The sequence below is a fragment of the Aeromonas sp. 600774 genome, from assembly GCF_049175075.1.
Taxonomy (GTDB): Bacteria; Pseudomonadota; Gammaproteobacteria; order Enterobacterales; family Aeromonadaceae; genus Aeromonas; species Aeromonas veronii_A.
Genome location: NZ_JAAKUJ010000017.1, coordinates 73791 through 90697, shown reverse-complemented (window position 1 = coordinate 90697; position 16907 = coordinate 73791). Strand labels below are relative to the sequence as shown.

The window sequence follows — 16907 nt, the reverse complement described above, 5'->3', positions numbered from 1 at the left end:
TCGCGAACGTCCGATCGGGCCTGGCCAATCGAACCTAGATACCCATCTTCTTCTTGGTGACTCTGGTCGGCATCGCCTCCAGCGGATTGTCCGGCCAGTAGTGGCGGGGATAGCGCCCCTTCATCTCTTTTTTCACCTGCTCGTAGGAGCCAGCCCAGAAAGCGGCCAGATCGGCAGTGATCTGCAGCGGTCGCTGGGCGGGGGAGAGCAGCTCCACCACCAGCGGTACCCGGCCATCGGCCACGCAGGGGGTCGAACCTTGCCCGAACATCTCCTGAATGCGCACCGGGATCACCGGTGCCTGCCCCGGCTGATAGCGGATCCGCACCCGGCTGCCGGTAGGCGCAGCAAAGTGGCTCGGCAGTGCCTCGTCCAGCCGTTTGGGCAACGGCCAGGGCAGGGATTGGCGCAGGATGTCGCTCATATTGAGCCTCTTCAGCTGCTCCAGCCGGGTCATACCGCTCACCGCTGGCAGCAGCCACTGTTCCAGCGTGGCCAGCAGGCTCTCGTCATCCATCGCGGGCCACCCCTCATCGGGCAGCCAGTCGCGGGCGCAGCGCAGGCGGGCCAGCAGCCCTTCGCTGCTCTCGTCCCAAGGCAGTACATGCAGCCCCTTGCGGCGAATGCCTTGCAGAAGGCAGCGCCCTTTCTGCTCGTCAGAGAGTTTGGTCAGTGGTCGCTGGCTCAGCACCAGCTCGCCGATCACCTGCTGGCGTTCGGCGCGCACCCGCTCTTCCCGCTCATCCCAGTCGAACCACTGCCGTTCGCTCACCAGTTCCGGCAGCAGGGGAACCAGCTCGTCAAGATCGACCGGTTCGGCGATAAAAATGCGGCTGCCGCGATCGTTCTGCCCCATCTCGATGGCGATGAGGGCGGCTTGTCCCTGACAGGGATGACCTTCTACCAGATCGCAGCTCACCCCACCACTGAGTTGATAACGACTGCCGCTGCGCAGTTTGCCAATGCGATCCGGCCAGGCGAGGGCGCAGAGTAGCCCCAGCCACTGACCCTGCGCACTGGCAGGGCGTACGCCAAGCCGTTCAAACCAGCGGGCCGCACCCTGACGCAGGGCACTTTGACGGCGGTGGAACAACACAGAGAGGCGCTCCGATCCTCGCAGATCTTCTTCCTGCAACGCCACCAGATAAGCGGCATCGGCGACAATCCCTGTCAGACCTTCAGCTTCCAGCTCGCGGGCGCGCAGCAGCATGCGAGCGAGGCGAGGGTGGGTACCGAAGGCGGCCATGGCGCGGCCAGCGGCAGAGAGTTGTTGCTCACCCTCCGGCTTCATGGCGCCAAGGGCCACCAGCAACCGCTGGGCGCTGGCCACCGCAGCGGCGGGGGGCATGTCCAGCAGCGGCAGATCTTCCACCTTTGCCCCCCACTGGGCGGCGTCCAGCAACAGGCCGGTCAACTCCTGAGTGAGAATGTCTGGCGGGCTCTGCTCGGCGAGTCGCTCCTGCACCTCGCTGCTCCAGAGCCGGTAGCAGACGCCGGGGCCGAGACGGCCAGCACGGCCTGCCCGCTGGGTGGCGGAGGATTTGGCTATCTGGCGGGTCTCCAGTCGGGTGACACCGCTTTTCAGATCGAACGATGCCCGTCGTTCCAGCCCGCTGTCGATCACCACCGAAATCCCCTCGATGGTGAGGGAGGTCTCCGCCACATTGGTGGTGAGCACCAGCTTACGGCGGCCCGCAGGCGCCGGTTCGATGGCCGCCTGCTGCGCTGCCATATCGAGGCGGCCGTAGAGGGGGACGAGGGTCACATCGTCCGGCAGTTTGTCTGCCAACCACTGCGCCAACCGCTCGATCTCACCCTGTCCGGGCAGGAAGACCAGCAGGCTGCCAGCTTGGCCGGCCAGCGCTTCGAGCACCACGGCGCCGACTTGCGGCTCCAGCCACTGCTGGCGATTGGCGGGGCGGTAGTGGTAGTCGATGGGAAAGCCGCGCCCTTCGGAGCGAACCACAGGGGCATCCGGCAACAAGGTCTCGAGTGCCATGCCATCCAGGGTTGCGGACATCACCAGTAGCTTGAGATCATCGCGCAATCCCTGCTGGCTCTCGATGGCGAAGGCCAATGCGGTATCGGCGTGCAGACTGCGTTCGTGGAACTCATCGAAGATCACCAGCGAGACGCCAGTCAGCTCAGGGTCTTGTTGCAACATCCGGGTCAGCACCCCTTCGGTGACGATCTCGAGCCGGGTTGCTGAGCTGGTGCGGCTCTCACCGCGTACCCGCAGGCCGATGCGCTCGCCCACCTTCTCCCCCAGTTGGCGCGCCAGAAAAGTGGTGATATTGCGCGCCGCAAGGCGCCGTGGCTCCAGCATGATGATGCGGCCGGGTAGCCGGTTCTGACGCACCAGCTCCAGCGGCAGCAGGGTCGATTTGCCCGCGCCGGGTGGCGCCTGCAGGATCACGCTGGTGTGGCTGTCGAGGGCGGCAAAGAGTTCGGGCAATACCGAAACGATGGGGAGCTGGGACAAAGCGATGAGCACCTTCTGTGGCAACCGGTAAAACGGCGCCTATTCTGCCACAGCCGCCCGTGCCACCGTGAGTGGATGTGCGGATATGGCCACTCGGGCGGGAGGCTGGCGAGACATGGCCGGATAGCTGCCATAGAATGGGCCCATCCAATGAGCGTGAAAAAGGCATTATCACCACATGGCCAAACTCTTCTTTGCCCTGCCCGTCAAGGAGCTCGCCCCCGAGCTCATCGCCTGGCGCGATCAGCTGCCCTGGCCCGGTCAGCCGGTGCCGCAAGCCAACCTCCACCTGACCCTGGCATTTCTGGGTGAGGCTGACGAGTTGACCACCCGCCGCCTGATCGCCGCCGTGGAGCGTCAGCACTGTCCGCCGCTCTCCATCAGGCTGGATGAGACCGGCTGGTTCAGCCGGGCCAAGGCTGCCTGGATTGGCCCGAAGGAGTGGCCCAACGAGCTGACCGTGCTGGCAAAGGCGCTGCGCCGCCACGGCGAGAAGTTGCGCCTTGGCAATGGCGAGCAGGGTTATCGCCCCCATGTCACCCTGTCGCGCAAGGCGGGTGAGGCTCCGGCCATCCTGCCTGCCCCAAATTTTCTGCTGCAGGCCGATGAGTTCTGCCTCTATCAATCCATCTCGACTCCGGACGGGGTACGCTACGAGCCGCTTGCCTGCTGGCCGCTGCGCGCCCGGGTAAAAGAAGACGCGCGGAGGGCTAACCCGTGATCTTTGATCCCCCCCTGCAATCGGGCCAGCTGGTGGCCCGCTACAAGCGCTTTCTGACCGATGTGCAACTCGATAACGGCGAGGTCATTACCATCCATTGCGCCAATACCGGTGCCATGACCGGTTGTGCCGATCCGGGTACTCGGGTCTGGTACTCCACTTCCGATAACCCCAAGCGCAAGCTGCTCAACAGCTGGGAGATCGCCGAGAGCCCGGCGGGCCACTTTATCTGCGTCAACACGGCGCGCGCCAACCAGATCGCCCGCGAGCTGATCGAGCAGGAGGCTATCGCTCCGCTGGCGGGTTACAGCCGGTTGCGCACCGAGGTGAAGTATGGCGAAGAGAACAGTCGCATCGATCTGTTGCTGGAAGATGACGAGAAGGGCAATTGTTACATCGAGGTAAAATCGGTCACCCTGCTCGACGAGCGGGAGGAGGCTGGCATGGGCTACTTCCCCGATGCGGTCACTGCCCGTGGCGCCAAGCATTTGCGTGAATTGATGGCCATGAAAGCGGCCGGTCACAGGGCCGTGCTGCTCTTTATGGTGTTACACTCCGGAATAAGCCGGATGCGCCCTGCAACCCATATAGATCCGCACTATAGTCTGCTAATTGAGCAGTCAATTGCGGCGGGGGTTGAAATTTTATGCTATCGGCCCCATGTTGGGGTGCAAGGCATGGTGGCCCAAGGGTTTATCCCGTTTGACTCTGGTCACCTGTTACCCGAGGGGAGTTCATAAATATTGGAGTGGGTAACATTATTGGTACGGCTCGTTTGCTTACCCGTTACCCTTCTGCTATAGATGTCGCCCTCAAATTATGGATGGCACGGGTAGCGTGCTGAATTAGGAGACAGGGCATGCCAACAGGCGAAAACAGGAAATCTCTGGGCCCCCTGGCCATTGCGGGTGTCGCGCCTTACCAGGAAAAGCCGGGTGAGGAGTACATGAATGACCAACAAAAGGCGCATTTTCGCAAGATCCTGGGTGCCTGGCGCAACCAACTGATGCAGGAAGTTGATCGTACCGTCGACCATATGAAAGACGAGGCTGCCAACTTCCCGGATCCCGTGGATCGTGCCGCGCAGGAAGAAGAGTTCGCTCTCGAACTGCGTACCCGCGACCGTGAACGCAAGCTGATCAAGAAGATCGAGAAGACCTTGCAGCTGCTTGAAGACGATGATTTCGGTTACTGCGAACACTGCGGTATCGAGATCGGTATCCGCCGTCTGGAAGCCCGTCCGACTGCCGACCTCTGTGTCGATTGCAAGACGCTGGCCGAGATCAAGGAAAAACAGATGGCCGGTTGATCCCGACCCTCTGGTATATGAAAAAGGGAGCTCGCGGGCTCCCTTTTTTATTGAGCTTTTGGCTGTCGCGCCCCAGAATGCAGCCTCAATGAATCGCTTACCCGAACAGTCATGCCAGTGAATCCCCCGTCCTCACCCCTTGTACGTCCCTATGTCGGCCGCTTTGCTCCCTCACCCTCAGGCCCGCTTCATTTCGGTTCGCTGATCGCCGCCCTCGGCAGCTTTTTGCAGGCCAGAGCGCAGCAGGGACGCTGGTTGGTACGCATCGAAGATATCGATCCGCCGCGGGAGATGGCGGGGGCTGCGGCCCTGATCCTCAAGACTCTTGAAGCATATGGCCTCGAGTGGGATGGGGAGGTGATGTTCCAGAGCGCGCGCCACGGCCGTTATAACGAGATCATCGACCAGCTCTATCGGGCGGGGGACCTCTACTGGTGCCGCTGCACCCGGCGCGAAATCATGGCCGCGGGCGGTCTCTACAGCGGCCACTGCCGCACGCTGGGGCTTGCGGCCGAAGGTTGCGCCGCCCGGCTGCGCCAGCACCATCCGGTCTACCACTTCGACGATCGTTTGCAGGGCCATATCGCGGTACCGGCGGCGCTCGCCGAGGAGGATTTCATTATCCGCCGCCGCGACGGGCTCTACGCCTACAACCTGGCGGTGGTGGTGGATGATATGGACAGCGGCATCACCGAGATAGTGCGCGGCGCCGATCTGCTGGAGCCCACGGTGCGCCAGATTGCCCTCTACCAGACCCTGGGGGCAGCGGTGCCCGACTGGGTGCATTTGCCGCTGGCGGTGCTGGCCGACGGCAACAAGCTCTCCAAGCAGAACCATGCGCCGGCGCTGGCGCTCGATGAGGTGCGCCCGGCCCTGTGGCAGGCGCTGCACTTCCTCGGCCAGTGCCCGCCGCCCGAGCTGATGGCGAGCCGAATCGACGAGATCATCGAGTGGGGCATCGCCAACTGGCAGCTAGAACGGGTGCCCGCCAGCGAGAAGATCCCGCTCGCGGATTGCTGAGTCGACCAGGTGATTTTTGTTTGATTGACCGCTATTTTCGCTGGCAGACGGTTTCATGCGGGATCAATTGTCAGCACGGTTTTTCATTTGGTTAGGCGTGAGCTATCATAGGCCGCTATTTTTTGGCCTCCCGTCAATTTAGAAGTCATGAAGAGGTGTACCATTTTTTCCCAGATCGCAAACTTTTGCCGCAAGGTGCTCGGCAAGGAAGACGGCGAGCAGTCGGTGGAATCCCCCATTCCAGCCCGTGTCGCCGGTCAACGTCGTACCTTAAGCCGTGATCAGCACCCGATTTCGCGCAAAGAGATCAGCGAGAATGCACTCAAGGTGCTCTATCGCCTGAACAAAGGGGGCTATGAGGCCTACCTGGTCGGCGGCGGAGTCCGGGATCTGCTGCTCGGGAAGACGCCCAAGGATTTCGACATCGCAACCGATGCGACGCCGGAGCAGATCAAGGCGCTGTTCAGCAACTGCCGCCTGATTGGCCGTCGTTTCCGCCTGGCCCACATTGTCTTTGGTCGTGACGTGATCGAAGTGGCCACCTTCCGGGGTCACCACCATCAGGTCAATACCAGCAAACATGTGTCGGCCCAGTCTGATGAAGGCATGCTGCTGCGCGACAACGTCTACGGCACCATCGAAGAGGATGCCGAGCGCCGCGACTTTACCGTCAACGCCCTCTACTACAGCGCCAAAGATTTCACCCTGCACGATTTCGAAGGGGGTCTGGAAGATCTGGCCGAGCGCAAGCTTGAGCTGATCGGTGATCCCGAGACCCGTTATCGTGAAGATCCGGTGCGGATGCTGCGCGCCGTGCGCTTCGCCGCCAAGCTGGATATGACCATCAGCCCGCGCACTGCCGCCCCCATCAAGGAGCTGGCGCCACTGCTGCAAGACATCCCTGCAGCCCGCCTGTTTGAGGAGACCCTCAAGCTGTTCCTGGCTGGCGACGGTCTGGCGACCTACAAGTTGCTGCGCGAGTATGGTCTGTTCCAGCAGCTCTTCCCGCAAGTGGCTGCGCTGTTTACCCCGCACGGCAACTCGCCCTATGAGCAGTTTATCGAGCAGGCGCTGATCGATACCGACACCCGCGTTCGTGAAGAGAAGCGCGTCACCCCCGCCTTCCTCTATGCCACCCTGCTGTGGGGCTGCGTCGAGGCCCGTGGTCGGGTGCTGGAGAACGAGAGCGGCCTGCCCTGGTATGACGCCTTCATGCTTGCGATCAACGAGGTGCTGGACAATCAGGTGCGGATCATCGCCGTTCCCCGCCGTTTCACCACAGATGTCCGCGACATCTGGGCACTGCAACAGCGGCTGACCCGTCGTCAGGGCAAGCACCCCGAGCGCGCCATGGAGCATCCCAAGTTCCGCGCGGCGTTCGACTTCCTGTTGCTGCGCAACCGGGTCGAGCGCGGTCTCGGCGAGCTGGCCAGCTGGTGGGAGCGCTATGTTGCCTCCAATCCGGATGTGCGCCCGCAATTGCAGCGTGAAGCGACCCGTCGCCCGGCCAGCGGTGAGCGCGGCGAGGCTCGCAGCCACGATGGCGAGAAGCGCAGCAGCAACAGCCGCAACCGTCGTCGCCCCCGTCGCCGCAAACCGAAAGTGGCCGAGTGACAACAGACGTGATGACCGAGGTCTTCATCGCCATTGGTTCCAACCTGTCTGACCCGCTGGGTCAGGCTCTTCGCGCCGTTGCCGCGTTGGCAAGGTTGCCGGAATCTGTGCTGGTGGAGGCCTCGTCGTTTTACAGCAGCCGCCCCATGGGGCCTGCTGACCAACCGGACTACGTCAATGCCGTGGCCCGGCTCAATACCCGGCTCGCGCCCCTTGCGCTGCTGGATCAATTACAAAAAATCGAGCTGGAACAGGGACGTGTGCGCAAAGATGAGCGGTGGGGGCCGAGAACTCTGGATCTCGATCTGCTGCTCTATGGGGATCAGGTGATCAACCATGAGCGTCTGATCGTACCCCACTACGGCATGAAGGAGCGGGAGTTCGTGCTGCTGCCCCTTGCCGAAATTGCGCCTGCTCTGGTGCTGCCCTGCGGCACCCCGCTCGCCCGACTGGTTGCCCGCTGCCCGCACAATGATCTGGCCATCATTGCCCCGCGTGCAGACGTACAGGAGCCTCTATGAGCAAGATCACCACCGCCAGCCTGCTGAAGATGAAGCAGGAAGGTCAAAAGTTCACCGCCATCACCGCCTATGATGCCACCTTTGCCAAGCTGTTCGACGACGAGGGGGCCCACGTGCTGCTCATCGGCGATTCGCTGGGCATGGTGCTGCAAGGGGGTCAGGATACCCTGGCGGTCAACATGGATGAGATGGTCTATCACACCCGCTGTGTGGCGCGCGGTGCCAGCAAGGCACTGGTGGTCGCCGATATGCCGTTCATGAGCTACGCCACCCCCGAGCAGACTTACCAGAACGCCGCCCGCCTGATGGCGGCCGGTGCCCGCATGGTGAAGATGGAAGGGGGCGACTGGCTCTGTGACTCCATCCGCCACCTTACCCGCAACGGGGTGCCGGTGTGCGGTCACCTCGGCCTCACCCCGCAATCCGTTCATGTCTTTGGCGGCTTCAAGGTGCAGGGGCGAGATGAGTTTCAGGCGCAGGAGATCTACCGTCAGGCCCTCGAACTGCAAGCGGCCGGTATCCAGCTGCTGGTGCTCGAGTGTGTGCCCACTGCGCTGGCCGAGCGAATCACCAAGGCGCTTCGCATCCCGGTGATCGGCATTGGTGCCGGCCCCGCGACCGACGGTCAGATTTTGGTGATGCACGATGCCTTTGGCGTCACCTCCGGCTATGTGCCCAAGTTCACCAAGAACTTCCTGGCCGAGACCGGCGATGTGCGTGCCGCCATCCGCCTCTATGTCCAGCAGGTGAGCGAGGGGAGTTTCCCCGGCCCGGAGCACTGCTTCAACTGATCCTGGCTGTTGCATGATGGGGGCTGCGGCCCCCGTCTCTGCTTGTCAGCCTCGCACAGTTAATCCGTATAGCTAATCCGTATCTTATTGATTCATCTAAAGGTGAACTGCTGATAGCCATGTTCGTGCCCCATCCCGCCCGAGCGCTACCGGTAGATGCAACCCGTCTCTCTTTTTGATTTATCGGAAGGTGAACTGCTGATGTTGGTCGTAAATAATCCCGTCGTTCTGCGTGAGCAGATCAGCCAATGGCGCCGTGAAGGGCGTGCCATCGCATTCGTGCCCACCATGGGCAACCTGCATCAGGGCCACCTGACGCTGGTGAAAGAGGCGCACAGCCACGCCGAGAAGGTGGTGGTCAGCATCTTCGTCAACCCGATGCAGTTCGACAAGGCCGAGGATCTTGCCAACTACCCGCGCACTCTGGAGCAGGATTGCGCTGCGCTGGAAGCGGCCGGTGTCGATATGGTATTCACCCCGACGCCGGAGATCATGTATCCGCAGGGGCTGGCCAGCCAGACCTTCGTCGAGGTGCCGGGTCTCTCCAATCTGCTGGAGGGGGCGCTGCGTCCGGGTCACTTCCGCGGGGTCAGCACCGTCGTCACCAAGCTGTTCAATCTGGTACAGCCGGATGTGGCCTGCTTTGGCCAGAAGGATTACCAGCAGTTGGCGCTTATTCGCAAGATGGTGGCCGACATGGCGATGCCCATAGAGATCGTCGGCGTGCCGACCGTGCGGGCCGAAGACGGGCTGGCACTCTCTTCCCGCAACGGCTACCTGACTGCCGCCGAGCGGGCCATTGCTCCCGAGCTGGCGCGCACCATGAACTGGATCGCCGAGCAGATCGAAGCGGGTGACCACCACCTGCCCTCCTTGGTGGCGCAGGCCAGCCAACGCCTCGACAACGCCGGTTTTCGTACCGATGCCATCGACATCGTCGATGCCGCCACCCTCGAATCTGCCACTGACGAGAGCGCGCAGCTGGTGATCCTGATGGCTGCCTATCTGGGCAAGGCCCGCCTTATCGACAACCGCGTCGTCACCGTAAAGAAGTAATTCTCCCGATTGTCAGCGGACGCCTTCCCGGGCGTCCGCTGCTTTTTCACGCCTGCCATTTGGCGTTTTCCCTCGCGACTCTGCTCGCACCCGCTGTTTTCTCGCTCCACAATCGGCCCTGATGGCCGCTACAGGTGTTTATTTATGTTTACCTTGTTTGCTTCGTTGCTCTTCTGTCTGCTCTGTTTTGCCCTGACCCGGCTACCCGCTTCGGTGCCGCTCTCGCGCAAGGTGCTCGCCGGTCTGCTGCTGGGGGGGCTGTTTGGTCTCGCTCTGCAGCTGGGCTGGGGCGCCGATGATGCCGGCGTCCAGCAGACCCTGGAGTGGGTCAATATCATCGGCGGCGGCTATGTCAGCCTGCTCAAGGTGGTGATGATGCCGCTGGTGTTCACCTCCATCCTCTCCGCCATCAACAAGCTGGAGCAGGCCCAGTCCCTCGGCAAGATCAGCGCCGTGCTGATCGGCTCCATGCTGACCCTGGTGATGATCGCCGGTGTGGTAGGGATGAGCATTACCCACCTGAGCGGCCTTACCGCCACCGGGCTGTTGAGCCACGGCAGCGACGCGGCAGCCCTGCAACAGAGCATGAGCACCATCGACAGTGCCCAGACCCTGCCGGCTCTGCTGCTCTCGCTGGTGCCCACCAACTTTGCTGCTGATATGGCGGGTAGTCGCGGCCTCTCGGTGATCGGGGTGGTGATCTTCACCGTGCTGGCCGGGGTTGCCCTGCTGCAGATGAAGGCGGAGCATCCAGAGGCCGGTGCTCGCGCCGCTGTGGCCATCGACACCCTGCAACTGTGGGTGATGAAGATGGTGCGGGTGGTGATAGCGCTCACCCCCTATGGCGTGATGGCGCTGATTGCCCGAGTGGTGGCCCACTATCCGCTGAGCGAGATCCTTAATCTGCTCGGCTTTATTCTGGTCTGCTATGTCGCCATTCTGGCGATGTTTGCGGTACACATGGTGATCCTGCTGCTGATCGGTCAGAACCCGCTGCACTACCTGCGGGAAGTATGGGGCGTGCTCACTTTCGCTTTTATCTCCCGCAGCAGTGCCGCCTCCATTCCGCTCAGTATCGAGACCCAGCAGCGCCTTGGCGTGCCCGCCAGCATCGCCAATTTCGCCGCCTCATTCGGTGCCAATCTGGGTCAGAACGGCTGCGCCGGCATCTACCCGGCCATGATGGTGGCGATGATTGCCCCCATGCTCGGCATTAATCCGTTCGATCCGCTGTTCCTGCTGACTCTGCTGCCGGTGATTGCGCTGGGTTCCATCGGGGTGGCTGGCGTCGGCGGTGGCGGCACCTTCGCCGCGCTGATCGTGCTCTCCACTCTCAACTTCCCCATCGCGCTGGTGGGGGTGATGATCGCCATCGAGCCGCTGGTGGATATGGGCCGTACCGCTCTCAACGTCAACGGCTCCATCATGGCGGCGATGATCACCAAGCGCCTGCTGGGCAAACAGCAGCTGGCCGAGACGCAGGTGCTGGAGCAGCAGGCCGCCAGCTAACCCCGAGCGTTACCTAATATGAAAGAAGCCCGCAGTTGCGGGCTTCTTTCATATCGGCTGTGTTGCCTTGTGGGCAAACGCGGTTATTCGGCAGAGACGGGGTAACCGGCTCCTTTCCAGGCGAAGATGCCGCCCGGCACCCGATAGACCTGTTGATAGCCCTGAATCACCGCCCAGGCGGCAGCGTTGTGGCTGCGGCCGCACTTGACGAAGCCGCAGTAGATCACCACGGGGCGGGCTTTGTCTTCACCCAGCAGCGCCTGGAACTGCTCCGGTGTACCGCTTCCCTCGACGATCTCGCTCCAGTTGTCGCCAGCTTTGGCCTCTTTCACAAAGACAAAGTTTTTGGCCCCCGGAATGTGCTCTTTCTTGTAGGAGTCCTCATAGGGCATGGTGTCGATGATCACCAGCTCCTCGCCCTTGTCCATCCGGGTTTTCAACTCGGCCACGGTCAGCAGCTGATAGCCCCCCTGCTGCGCCTCCTGTGCCAGCTGCACAGCCGATTGTTCCAGCTTCACCTCCTGCTCGAACTGGTTGTCGCCACAGCCCGCGAGGGCAAAGCTGGCGGCGATCAGCGAGGCCACCAGAGTGCGGGAGCGCAATGTCATCATGTCACTACTCCTTTAGTACGGGAAAAACGGGAACGGGAAAAACGGGGCGGGAAGTTCGCAGCAGGGCGCCCGCAAGCGTCAGTAGCAGCAGATCCCGCACAATAGCTTCCGGCAACGAGCTGAGATCAGCCCTGCCCAGACAGCCGCAAGAGATGTCGAGCCCGATGGCAACGCCATAGCCCAACACCGGAATAAACAGGGCGAGCAGCCCGATCACCAGCCAGAGTCCCCAGCGCCGGTTGGCGATAACTGCCAGCCCTGCGCAGAGCTCAAGGGCAATCAGCCCCCAAGCGGCGAACGGGATCAGCGGCGGCCAGATCAGTCCAAAGGCGCCGATCTGCTCGATGAACAGGGTGGGGGAGACCAGCTTGAACCCGGCGGAGGCGAGGAAAAATCCCCCGAGTGCCAGATTGGCCAGCATGCGCAGATAAACAGCCATGGGATAGCTCTTTATCATCCATGACTCCGACTGCCAACCACTGGAGTTTGCTTCGCCATGTCCGGGCTATCGGCCGGATAGCGGGCCAACTCCCGATAGTCGCCGTCCGCTTCGCAGCGAAAGACGGCAGAGGTTTCACCGCTCTGGCACCACTGCTGCCACTCGTCTGGCGGGCAGTGGAGGCGAATGGCGAGGCCACAGCCGGCGCTGAGCAGGCGCGGCACGTCGCAGACCCGAAACGACTGGTCGTGCTGCTCCAGCCGCTTGCGCAGTCTGACCGTGCCGAGGGTGGAGTGGAACAGGTAGAGAAACTCCTGATTCATGATTTGCCTCCCGTGCTGGCGCGCGCGCCGAACAGGGCGGCACCCAGCGCACCGGCAAACTGGGCATCCGGGTGGGTGGCCACTTCGCAGCCCAACCCTTCGGCCAGATAGTGGCGGAAGGTGGCGCAGTGGCTGACACCGCCGGTAAAGAGTACGCTCGGTCGGGCGCCGAGGCGGCCGATAAAGTTGGCACTGCGCCGGGCCATGGAGCGGACGATACCGGCCAGGATTGACTCGGCCGGAATGCCCGCCGAGCGCAGGCTGATAGCCTCCGATTCGGCAAACACGGTACACATGCTGCTGATGTCGTGGGGCTCGGCCCCTTGCAGCAGTTCGTCAAGCTGCTCGACCCGAGCTCCCAGAGTGCGGGTGATCACCTCGAGAAAGCGACCGGTGCCGGCGGCGCACTTGTCGTTCATCAGAAAATCGGTGAGGTTGCCGTCGCTATCGAGCTGGATCACCTTGCTGTCCTGCCCGCCGATGTCGATGACGGTGTGTACCGACGAGCAGAGCAGGCGAGCCCCCAGCCCATGGCAGGAGATCTCGGTAACCCGGCGATCGGCGAACGACGCCAGATCGCGGCCATAGCCGGTCAGGGTCAGGTGGGGGCGCTCTGGCAAATCGGCCGAGAGCTCCTCCCAGCCTTGCTCGATGGCAGCCAGCGGACGAAAGGGGGTCGGCACCAGAAAACGGCGGACGATACGCCCGCCATCCTTGTGGTCGAACAGGATCCCCTTGGTCGCGGTGGAGCCCGAGTCAATCCCGATGGAGAGTGACACGGCGCCTCCTCACAGCATTTCGATAAAGGCCGCCAGCCGGGTCGCCAGTTGCCCCTTGTCGGCGCTGGAGTAGTCGGTCTCGACCGCCATGTAGGGGATGCCGTGGCGTTCTCGTACGTGACGCTTGATGGCGAGCGACTCCACCGCATAGGTGTGGCAGGCCTGCAGGATCACATCGATCACCCCGTCTGCCTGATACTCCTCCACCATCTGGCTCAGCAGATTCATGCGCTGGTGGTTGGGGGAGATGCAGGAGCAGCCGATGGCCAGATACTTGTCGGTCAGCGCATCGAACAGGTCACCCTCCTCGCTGACGCACTGCTCGGTCGCCTTGGCGCCGGTGCAGTTCTCGTAACCCACTACCCAGCCGCCGTGCTCCTCGATGAGGCGCACCACCTTGTCGGCCGCGCCGCCGATGGGGCAGCCGGTGATGAGGATGCGCGGGCGGGCATCGAGCCGCTTGCCCTCGGCATACTCGGCCTTGATGCGGCGGGTCATCTCCTGCAGCTCGCTGATGAGCTGCTCCTTGTCGAAGCGGAAGGTGGCGCCATAGACCACCTTGAGGATGTCGGTACCGCTCAGCGCCGGCGGGTTGAGCTGACCCAGCCGGTAGAAGTCGGCCAGCGCGCGGCGCTCGCGGTTCTTCAGCACGATGGCGTCGCGCAGCGCCTGCTCGCTGATGGGGTTGCCGAACTGCTGCTCCAGCAACTCCTTGAAGCGGACGATTTCGCTGCGCCACAGGGTGTGGGATGCTTCGTCATCGGCGCGATTGGGCAATTGCATCACATGCACCGGTTTGAACTCGGCCATGTACTCGTACATCTTCTTCTTGCCGTCGCAGGTGGTTTCCCCCACCACCAGATCGGAGAAGTAGAAGTAGGGGCACTTGTCGGTCTTGCCGAACCCGTAGCTGCTCTTGATCAGCGGGCAGAGGTTGCGGGGCAAGTCTTTCTCGGCCTCCTCGATGGTCTCGTCGCTGGTGGAGCAGAGCGATACCACCACCGCGCCGGCGGCCATCGCCATCTCCTGCGGCATAAAGGTGCAGTAGGTGCCGACCAGGGGGATCTGTCGCTCCTTGAGTGCCATCACAGCCAGAAAGCCCTGACGACGGGCATCTGAAAAACTATCGAAAATGGCTGGCAACTCGGTGATAAGTGACATAGGCGATCCTGCCCTGATGAGAGAAATGAAGAGACGGACGAGCCATCCGTGACGGCACATCCAACCGCGAGAATTATACCTTTGGGGGTAATTCGAAAGTTGCGGTAGATCACAAGGTGTCAGGTAAATCCTTAATAACAGGCAGGTTATTGAGACGGTCGCTAGTTGGTTGAAGTGGCAACATTTGGAGGGATATAAAAAACGGGCACCGCGAGGTGCCCGTTTTGGCTATCAGTGACGCAGACCGGTGCCGCGCGAGATGAGCCACCAGGCCAGACCGTAGAGAGCCACGATGAAGCCGGTGATGATGAGGTAGGCGGTTCCGAGCGGCACGTCGGAGATCCCGAGGAAGCCGTAACGGAACGCGTTCACCATGTAGATGATGGGGTTCACCTGGGAGACCCCCTGCCAGAAGGGGGGCAGCAGGCTGATGGAGTAGAACACCCCGCCCAGATAGGTGAGCGGCGTCAGCACGAAGGTGGGGATGATGCTGATGTCGTCGAAGGTCTTGGCAAACACAGCGTTGATGAGGCCACCCAGTGAGAAGAGGATGGCGGTCAGCAGCACGGTGACGCAGACGCTGAACAGGTGGTGGATCTGCAGCGGCACGAAGAAGAGCGACACCAGGGTGACAATGAGGCCGACGCAGAGGCCGCGCGCCACGCCACCGCCCACGTAGCCGGCGATGATGACGTAGTTGGGCACTGGTGCCACCAGCAGCTCCTCCACGTTGCGCTGGAACTTGGCGCTGAAGAAGGAGGAGGCGACGTTGGAGTAGGAGTTGGTGATCACCGACATCATGATGAGGCCGGGCACGATGAACTCCATGTAGGTGAAGCCGCCCATGTCACCGATGCGCGAACCGATCAGGTTGCCGAAGATGACGAAGTAGAGGCTCATGGTGATGGCGGGCGGCACCAGGGTCTGGATCCAGATCCGGGTAAAGCGACTCACCTCTTTGGCCAGGATGCTCTTGAAGGCGATGTAGTAAGTGGTCAGGTTCATGCTTTTCTCCCCTCTTCGACCAGGGTGACAAACAGCTCTTCCAGCCGGTTGGCCTTGTTGCGCATGCTCAGCACCTGCACCTGCTGGTTCGACAGCTGCTCGAACAGGCTGTTGAGGGACTGGCTCTTGTCGAGATCCACTTCCAGGGTGCGCTCATCCGGCATGCGGCCGTTGAATTCGGGCACATTCGGCACGGCAGAACCAGGCGCCAGATCGAGCAGGAAGGTCTCGCGACCCAGCTTGCCCAGCAGGTTTTTCATGCTGGTGTTCTCGATCAGACGACCCTTGTCGATGATGCCGATGTTGCGGCACAGCATCTCGGCCTCTTCCAGATAGTGGGTGGTGAGGATGATGGTGACACCCTGCTCGTTGAGATCCTTGAGGAAGCTCCACATGGAGCGGCGGATCTCGATATCGACCCCGGCGGTCGGTTCATCGAGGATCAGCAGTTTGGGCTCGTGCATCAGGGCGCGGGCGATCATCAGACGGCGCTTCATGCCGCCGGAGAGGGTGCGGGCCGGCATGTCGCGCTTCTCCCACAGATCGAGCTGGCGCAGGTACTTTTCGGCGCGGATCTTGGCTTCCGCCTTGGGCACGCCGTAGAAACCCGCCTGATGGGTGACGATCTGGATCACCTTCTCGAACTGGCTGAAGTTGAACTCCTGCGGCACCAGTCCGAGCTGGGCCTTGGCCTGTTCCAGATCGCTGTCGATGTCGTAGCCAAACACCTTCACCTTGCCGGCGCTCTTGTTCACCAGCGAGCTGATGATGCCGATGGTGGTAGATTTGCCCGCGCCGTTCGGGCCGAGCAGGGCGAAGAAGTCCCCCTGCTTGACGGTAAGATCAATGCCTTTAAGAGCTTCAACGCCCCCCTGATAGGTCTTTTTCAGGCCGCTGATTTCCAGTGCGTTCATTGCAACCTCTGTGATGGTTGAATCCGGCTCGATACAGAAAAGGCGGCCAAGGCCGCCTGCACAAAGTAAAGGGCACAAGGCCACTTCACCCGTGATAGTCCTGAACCTGGCTTACTCCTGGGGTACCACTTTGCCGATGAAGGGCAGGTTGCGGTACTTCTGGGCGTAGTCGATGCCACAGCCGACCACGAATTCGTCCGGGATGGCGAAGCCGACCCAGTCGACCGGCACCTGCACTTCGCGGCGGGAGGGTTTGTCCAGCAGGGTGCAGATGGCCAGGGATTTCGGCTCGCGCAGGGAGAGGATCTCGCGCACCTTGTTGAGGGTGTAACCGGTATCGATGATGTCTTCCACGATCACCACATCCTTGCCCTTGATATCGTCTTCCAGGTCTTTGAGGATGCGGACGTCACGGGTGCTGTGCATGCCGGAGCCGTAGCTGGAGGCGGTCATGAAGTCCAGGGTGATGGGCAGCTGGCACTGGCGGCAGAGGTCGGCCAGGAAGATGCAGGAACCGCGCAGCAGCGCAATCATTACGACTTCGTCAGAACCCTGATAGCGGGCGGTGATCTCTTCACCCAATTTGGCGATCCGGGCGGCTACTTCAGCCTCGGAGATCATCACCTCGACGGTGTGTTTCATCACTTACTCC

The 16907-nt window shown here is 61.9% G+C and carries 18 protein-coding genes; 9 read left to right on the top strand and 9 right to left on the bottom strand.

Translation table 11 applies throughout. The features are described 5' to 3' along the window. Nucleotides 1-34 precede the first annotated feature (34 nt). Nucleotides 35-2482 (bottom strand): ATP-dependent helicase HrpB, encoded by a 2448-nt coding sequence (gene hrpB, locus G5171_RS18105; protein ID WP_421260540.1) that lies wholly within the window; start codon nucleotides 2480-2482, stop codon nucleotides 35-37. A 178-nt stretch (nucleotides 2483-2660) separates the two neighbouring features. Here hrpB and thpR point away from each other — a divergent pair, with 178 nt between their 5' ends. The 9 genes from thpR (at nucleotide 2661) to G5171_RS18060 (ending at nucleotide 11023) form a co-directional block, all read left to right on the top strand. Continuing rightward, on the top strand, nucleotides 2661-3203 hold the full coding sequence (thpR, locus tag G5171_RS18100) for an RNA 2',3'-cyclic phosphodiesterase (RefSeq protein WP_064335479.1): 543 nt from the start codon (nucleotides 2661-2663) through the stop codon (nucleotides 3201-3203). After that, a complete protein-coding gene (sfsA, locus tag G5171_RS18095; protein WP_421260539.1) occupies nucleotides 3200-3943 on the top strand; it encodes a DNA/RNA nuclease SfsA in 744 nt (247 codons plus the stop codon). The genes thpR and sfsA overlap by 4 nt, the downstream gene beginning before the upstream one ends. 119 nt (nucleotides 3944-4062) lie before the next feature. After that, the gene (gene dksA, locus G5171_RS18090) at nucleotides 4063-4512 is read left to right on the top strand and encodes an RNA polymerase-binding protein DksA (RefSeq protein WP_005335644.1); all 450 of its coding nucleotides are present in this window, start codon (nucleotides 4063-4065) and stop codon (nucleotides 4510-4512) included. A 111-nt stretch (nucleotides 4513-4623) separates the two neighbouring features. After that, nucleotides 4624-5532, top strand: a complete 909-nt coding sequence (gene gluQRS / locus G5171_RS18085; protein WP_421260538.1) for a tRNA glutamyl-Q(34) synthetase GluQRS — start codon at nucleotides 4624-4626, stop codon at nucleotides 5530-5532. Between the two features lie 147 nt (nucleotides 5533-5679). Then, the gene (pcnB, locus tag G5171_RS18080; protein ID WP_421251170.1) at nucleotides 5680-7146 is read left to right on the top strand and encodes a polynucleotide adenylyltransferase PcnB; all 1467 of its coding nucleotides are present in this window, start codon (nucleotides 5680-5682) and stop codon (nucleotides 7144-7146) included. A gap of 11 nt (nucleotides 7147-7157) precedes the next feature. Next, nucleotides 7158-7667, top strand: a complete 510-nt coding sequence (gene folK / locus G5171_RS18075) for a 2-amino-4-hydroxy-6-hydroxymethyldihydropteridine diphosphokinase (RefSeq protein WP_421260558.1) — start codon at nucleotides 7158-7160, stop codon at nucleotides 7665-7667. Further along, on the top strand, nucleotides 7664-8458 hold the full coding sequence (gene panB / locus G5171_RS18070) for a 3-methyl-2-oxobutanoate hydroxymethyltransferase (RefSeq protein WP_005335640.1): 795 nt from the start codon (nucleotides 7664-7666) through the stop codon (nucleotides 8456-8458). The genes folK and panB overlap by 4 nt, the downstream gene beginning before the upstream one ends. A gap of 201 nt (nucleotides 8459-8659) precedes the next feature. Next, the gene (gene panC / locus G5171_RS18065; RefSeq protein ID WP_019445357.1) at nucleotides 8660-9514 is read left to right on the top strand and encodes a pantoate--beta-alanine ligase; all 855 of its coding nucleotides are present in this window, start codon (nucleotides 8660-8662) and stop codon (nucleotides 9512-9514) included. A 144-nt stretch (nucleotides 9515-9658) separates the two neighbouring features. Beyond that, the gene (locus tag G5171_RS18060) at nucleotides 9659-11023 is read left to right on the top strand and encodes a cation:dicarboxylate symporter family transporter (protein ID WP_421260537.1); all 1365 of its coding nucleotides are present in this window, start codon (nucleotides 9659-9661) and stop codon (nucleotides 11021-11023) included. 83 nt (nucleotides 11024-11106) lie between these two features. Here G5171_RS18060 and G5171_RS18055 read toward each other — a convergent pair whose 3' ends face one another. The 8 genes from G5171_RS18055 to hpt all read right to left on the bottom strand — a co-directional run bounded on the left by G5171_RS18055 (nucleotide 11107) and on the right by hpt (nucleotide 16897). Next, complete coding sequence (locus G5171_RS18055; protein ID WP_421212648.1) at nucleotides 11107-11634, bottom strand: rhodanese-like domain-containing protein; 528 nt, start codon at nucleotides 11632-11634, stop codon at nucleotides 11107-11109. 4 nt (nucleotides 11635-11638) lie between these two features. Continuing rightward, nucleotides 11639-12073: a MauE/DoxX family redox-associated membrane protein gene (locus tag G5171_RS18050; RefSeq protein WP_421260536.1), complete on the bottom strand. Its 435-nt coding sequence runs from the start codon at nucleotides 12071-12073 to the stop codon at nucleotides 11639-11641. 14 nt (nucleotides 12074-12087) lie between these two features. After that, entirely contained in the window at nucleotides 12088-12396 is a 309-nt protein-coding gene (locus tag G5171_RS18045) for a DUF3343 domain-containing protein (RefSeq protein ID WP_204481049.1), read from the bottom strand. Continuing rightward, nucleotides 12393-13175 carry an acyl-CoA dehydratase activase gene (locus tag G5171_RS18040; protein WP_421260535.1) on the bottom strand — a complete coding sequence of 261 codons (783 nt, stop codon included), beginning with the start codon at nucleotides 13173-13175 and terminating at the stop codon, nucleotides 12393-12395. Before G5171_RS18040 ends, G5171_RS18045 begins: the two co-directional genes overlap by 4 nt. 9 nt (nucleotides 13176-13184) lie before the next feature. Beyond that, nucleotides 13185-14336, bottom strand: a complete 1152-nt coding sequence (locus G5171_RS18035) for a double-cubane-cluster-containing anaerobic reductase (RefSeq protein ID WP_421260534.1) — start codon at nucleotides 14334-14336, stop codon at nucleotides 13185-13187. Nucleotides 14337-14567: 231 nt separating this feature from the next. Further along, nucleotides 14568-15341 carry an ABC transporter permease gene (locus G5171_RS18030; RefSeq protein ID WP_156853559.1) on the bottom strand — a complete coding sequence of 258 codons (774 nt, stop codon included), beginning with the start codon at nucleotides 15339-15341 and terminating at the stop codon, nucleotides 14568-14570. After that, nucleotides 15338-16255, bottom strand: a complete 918-nt coding sequence (locus G5171_RS18025; RefSeq protein ID WP_236348494.1) for an ABC transporter ATP-binding protein — start codon at nucleotides 16253-16255, stop codon at nucleotides 15338-15340. The genes G5171_RS18030 and G5171_RS18025 overlap by 4 nt, the downstream gene beginning before the upstream one ends. Before the next feature lie 111 nt (nucleotides 16256-16366). Continuing rightward, a complete protein-coding gene (gene hpt, locus G5171_RS18020) occupies nucleotides 16367-16897 on the bottom strand; it encodes a hypoxanthine phosphoribosyltransferase (protein ID WP_421260533.1) in 531 nt (176 codons plus the stop codon). Nucleotides 16898-16907 lie beyond the last annotated feature (10 nt).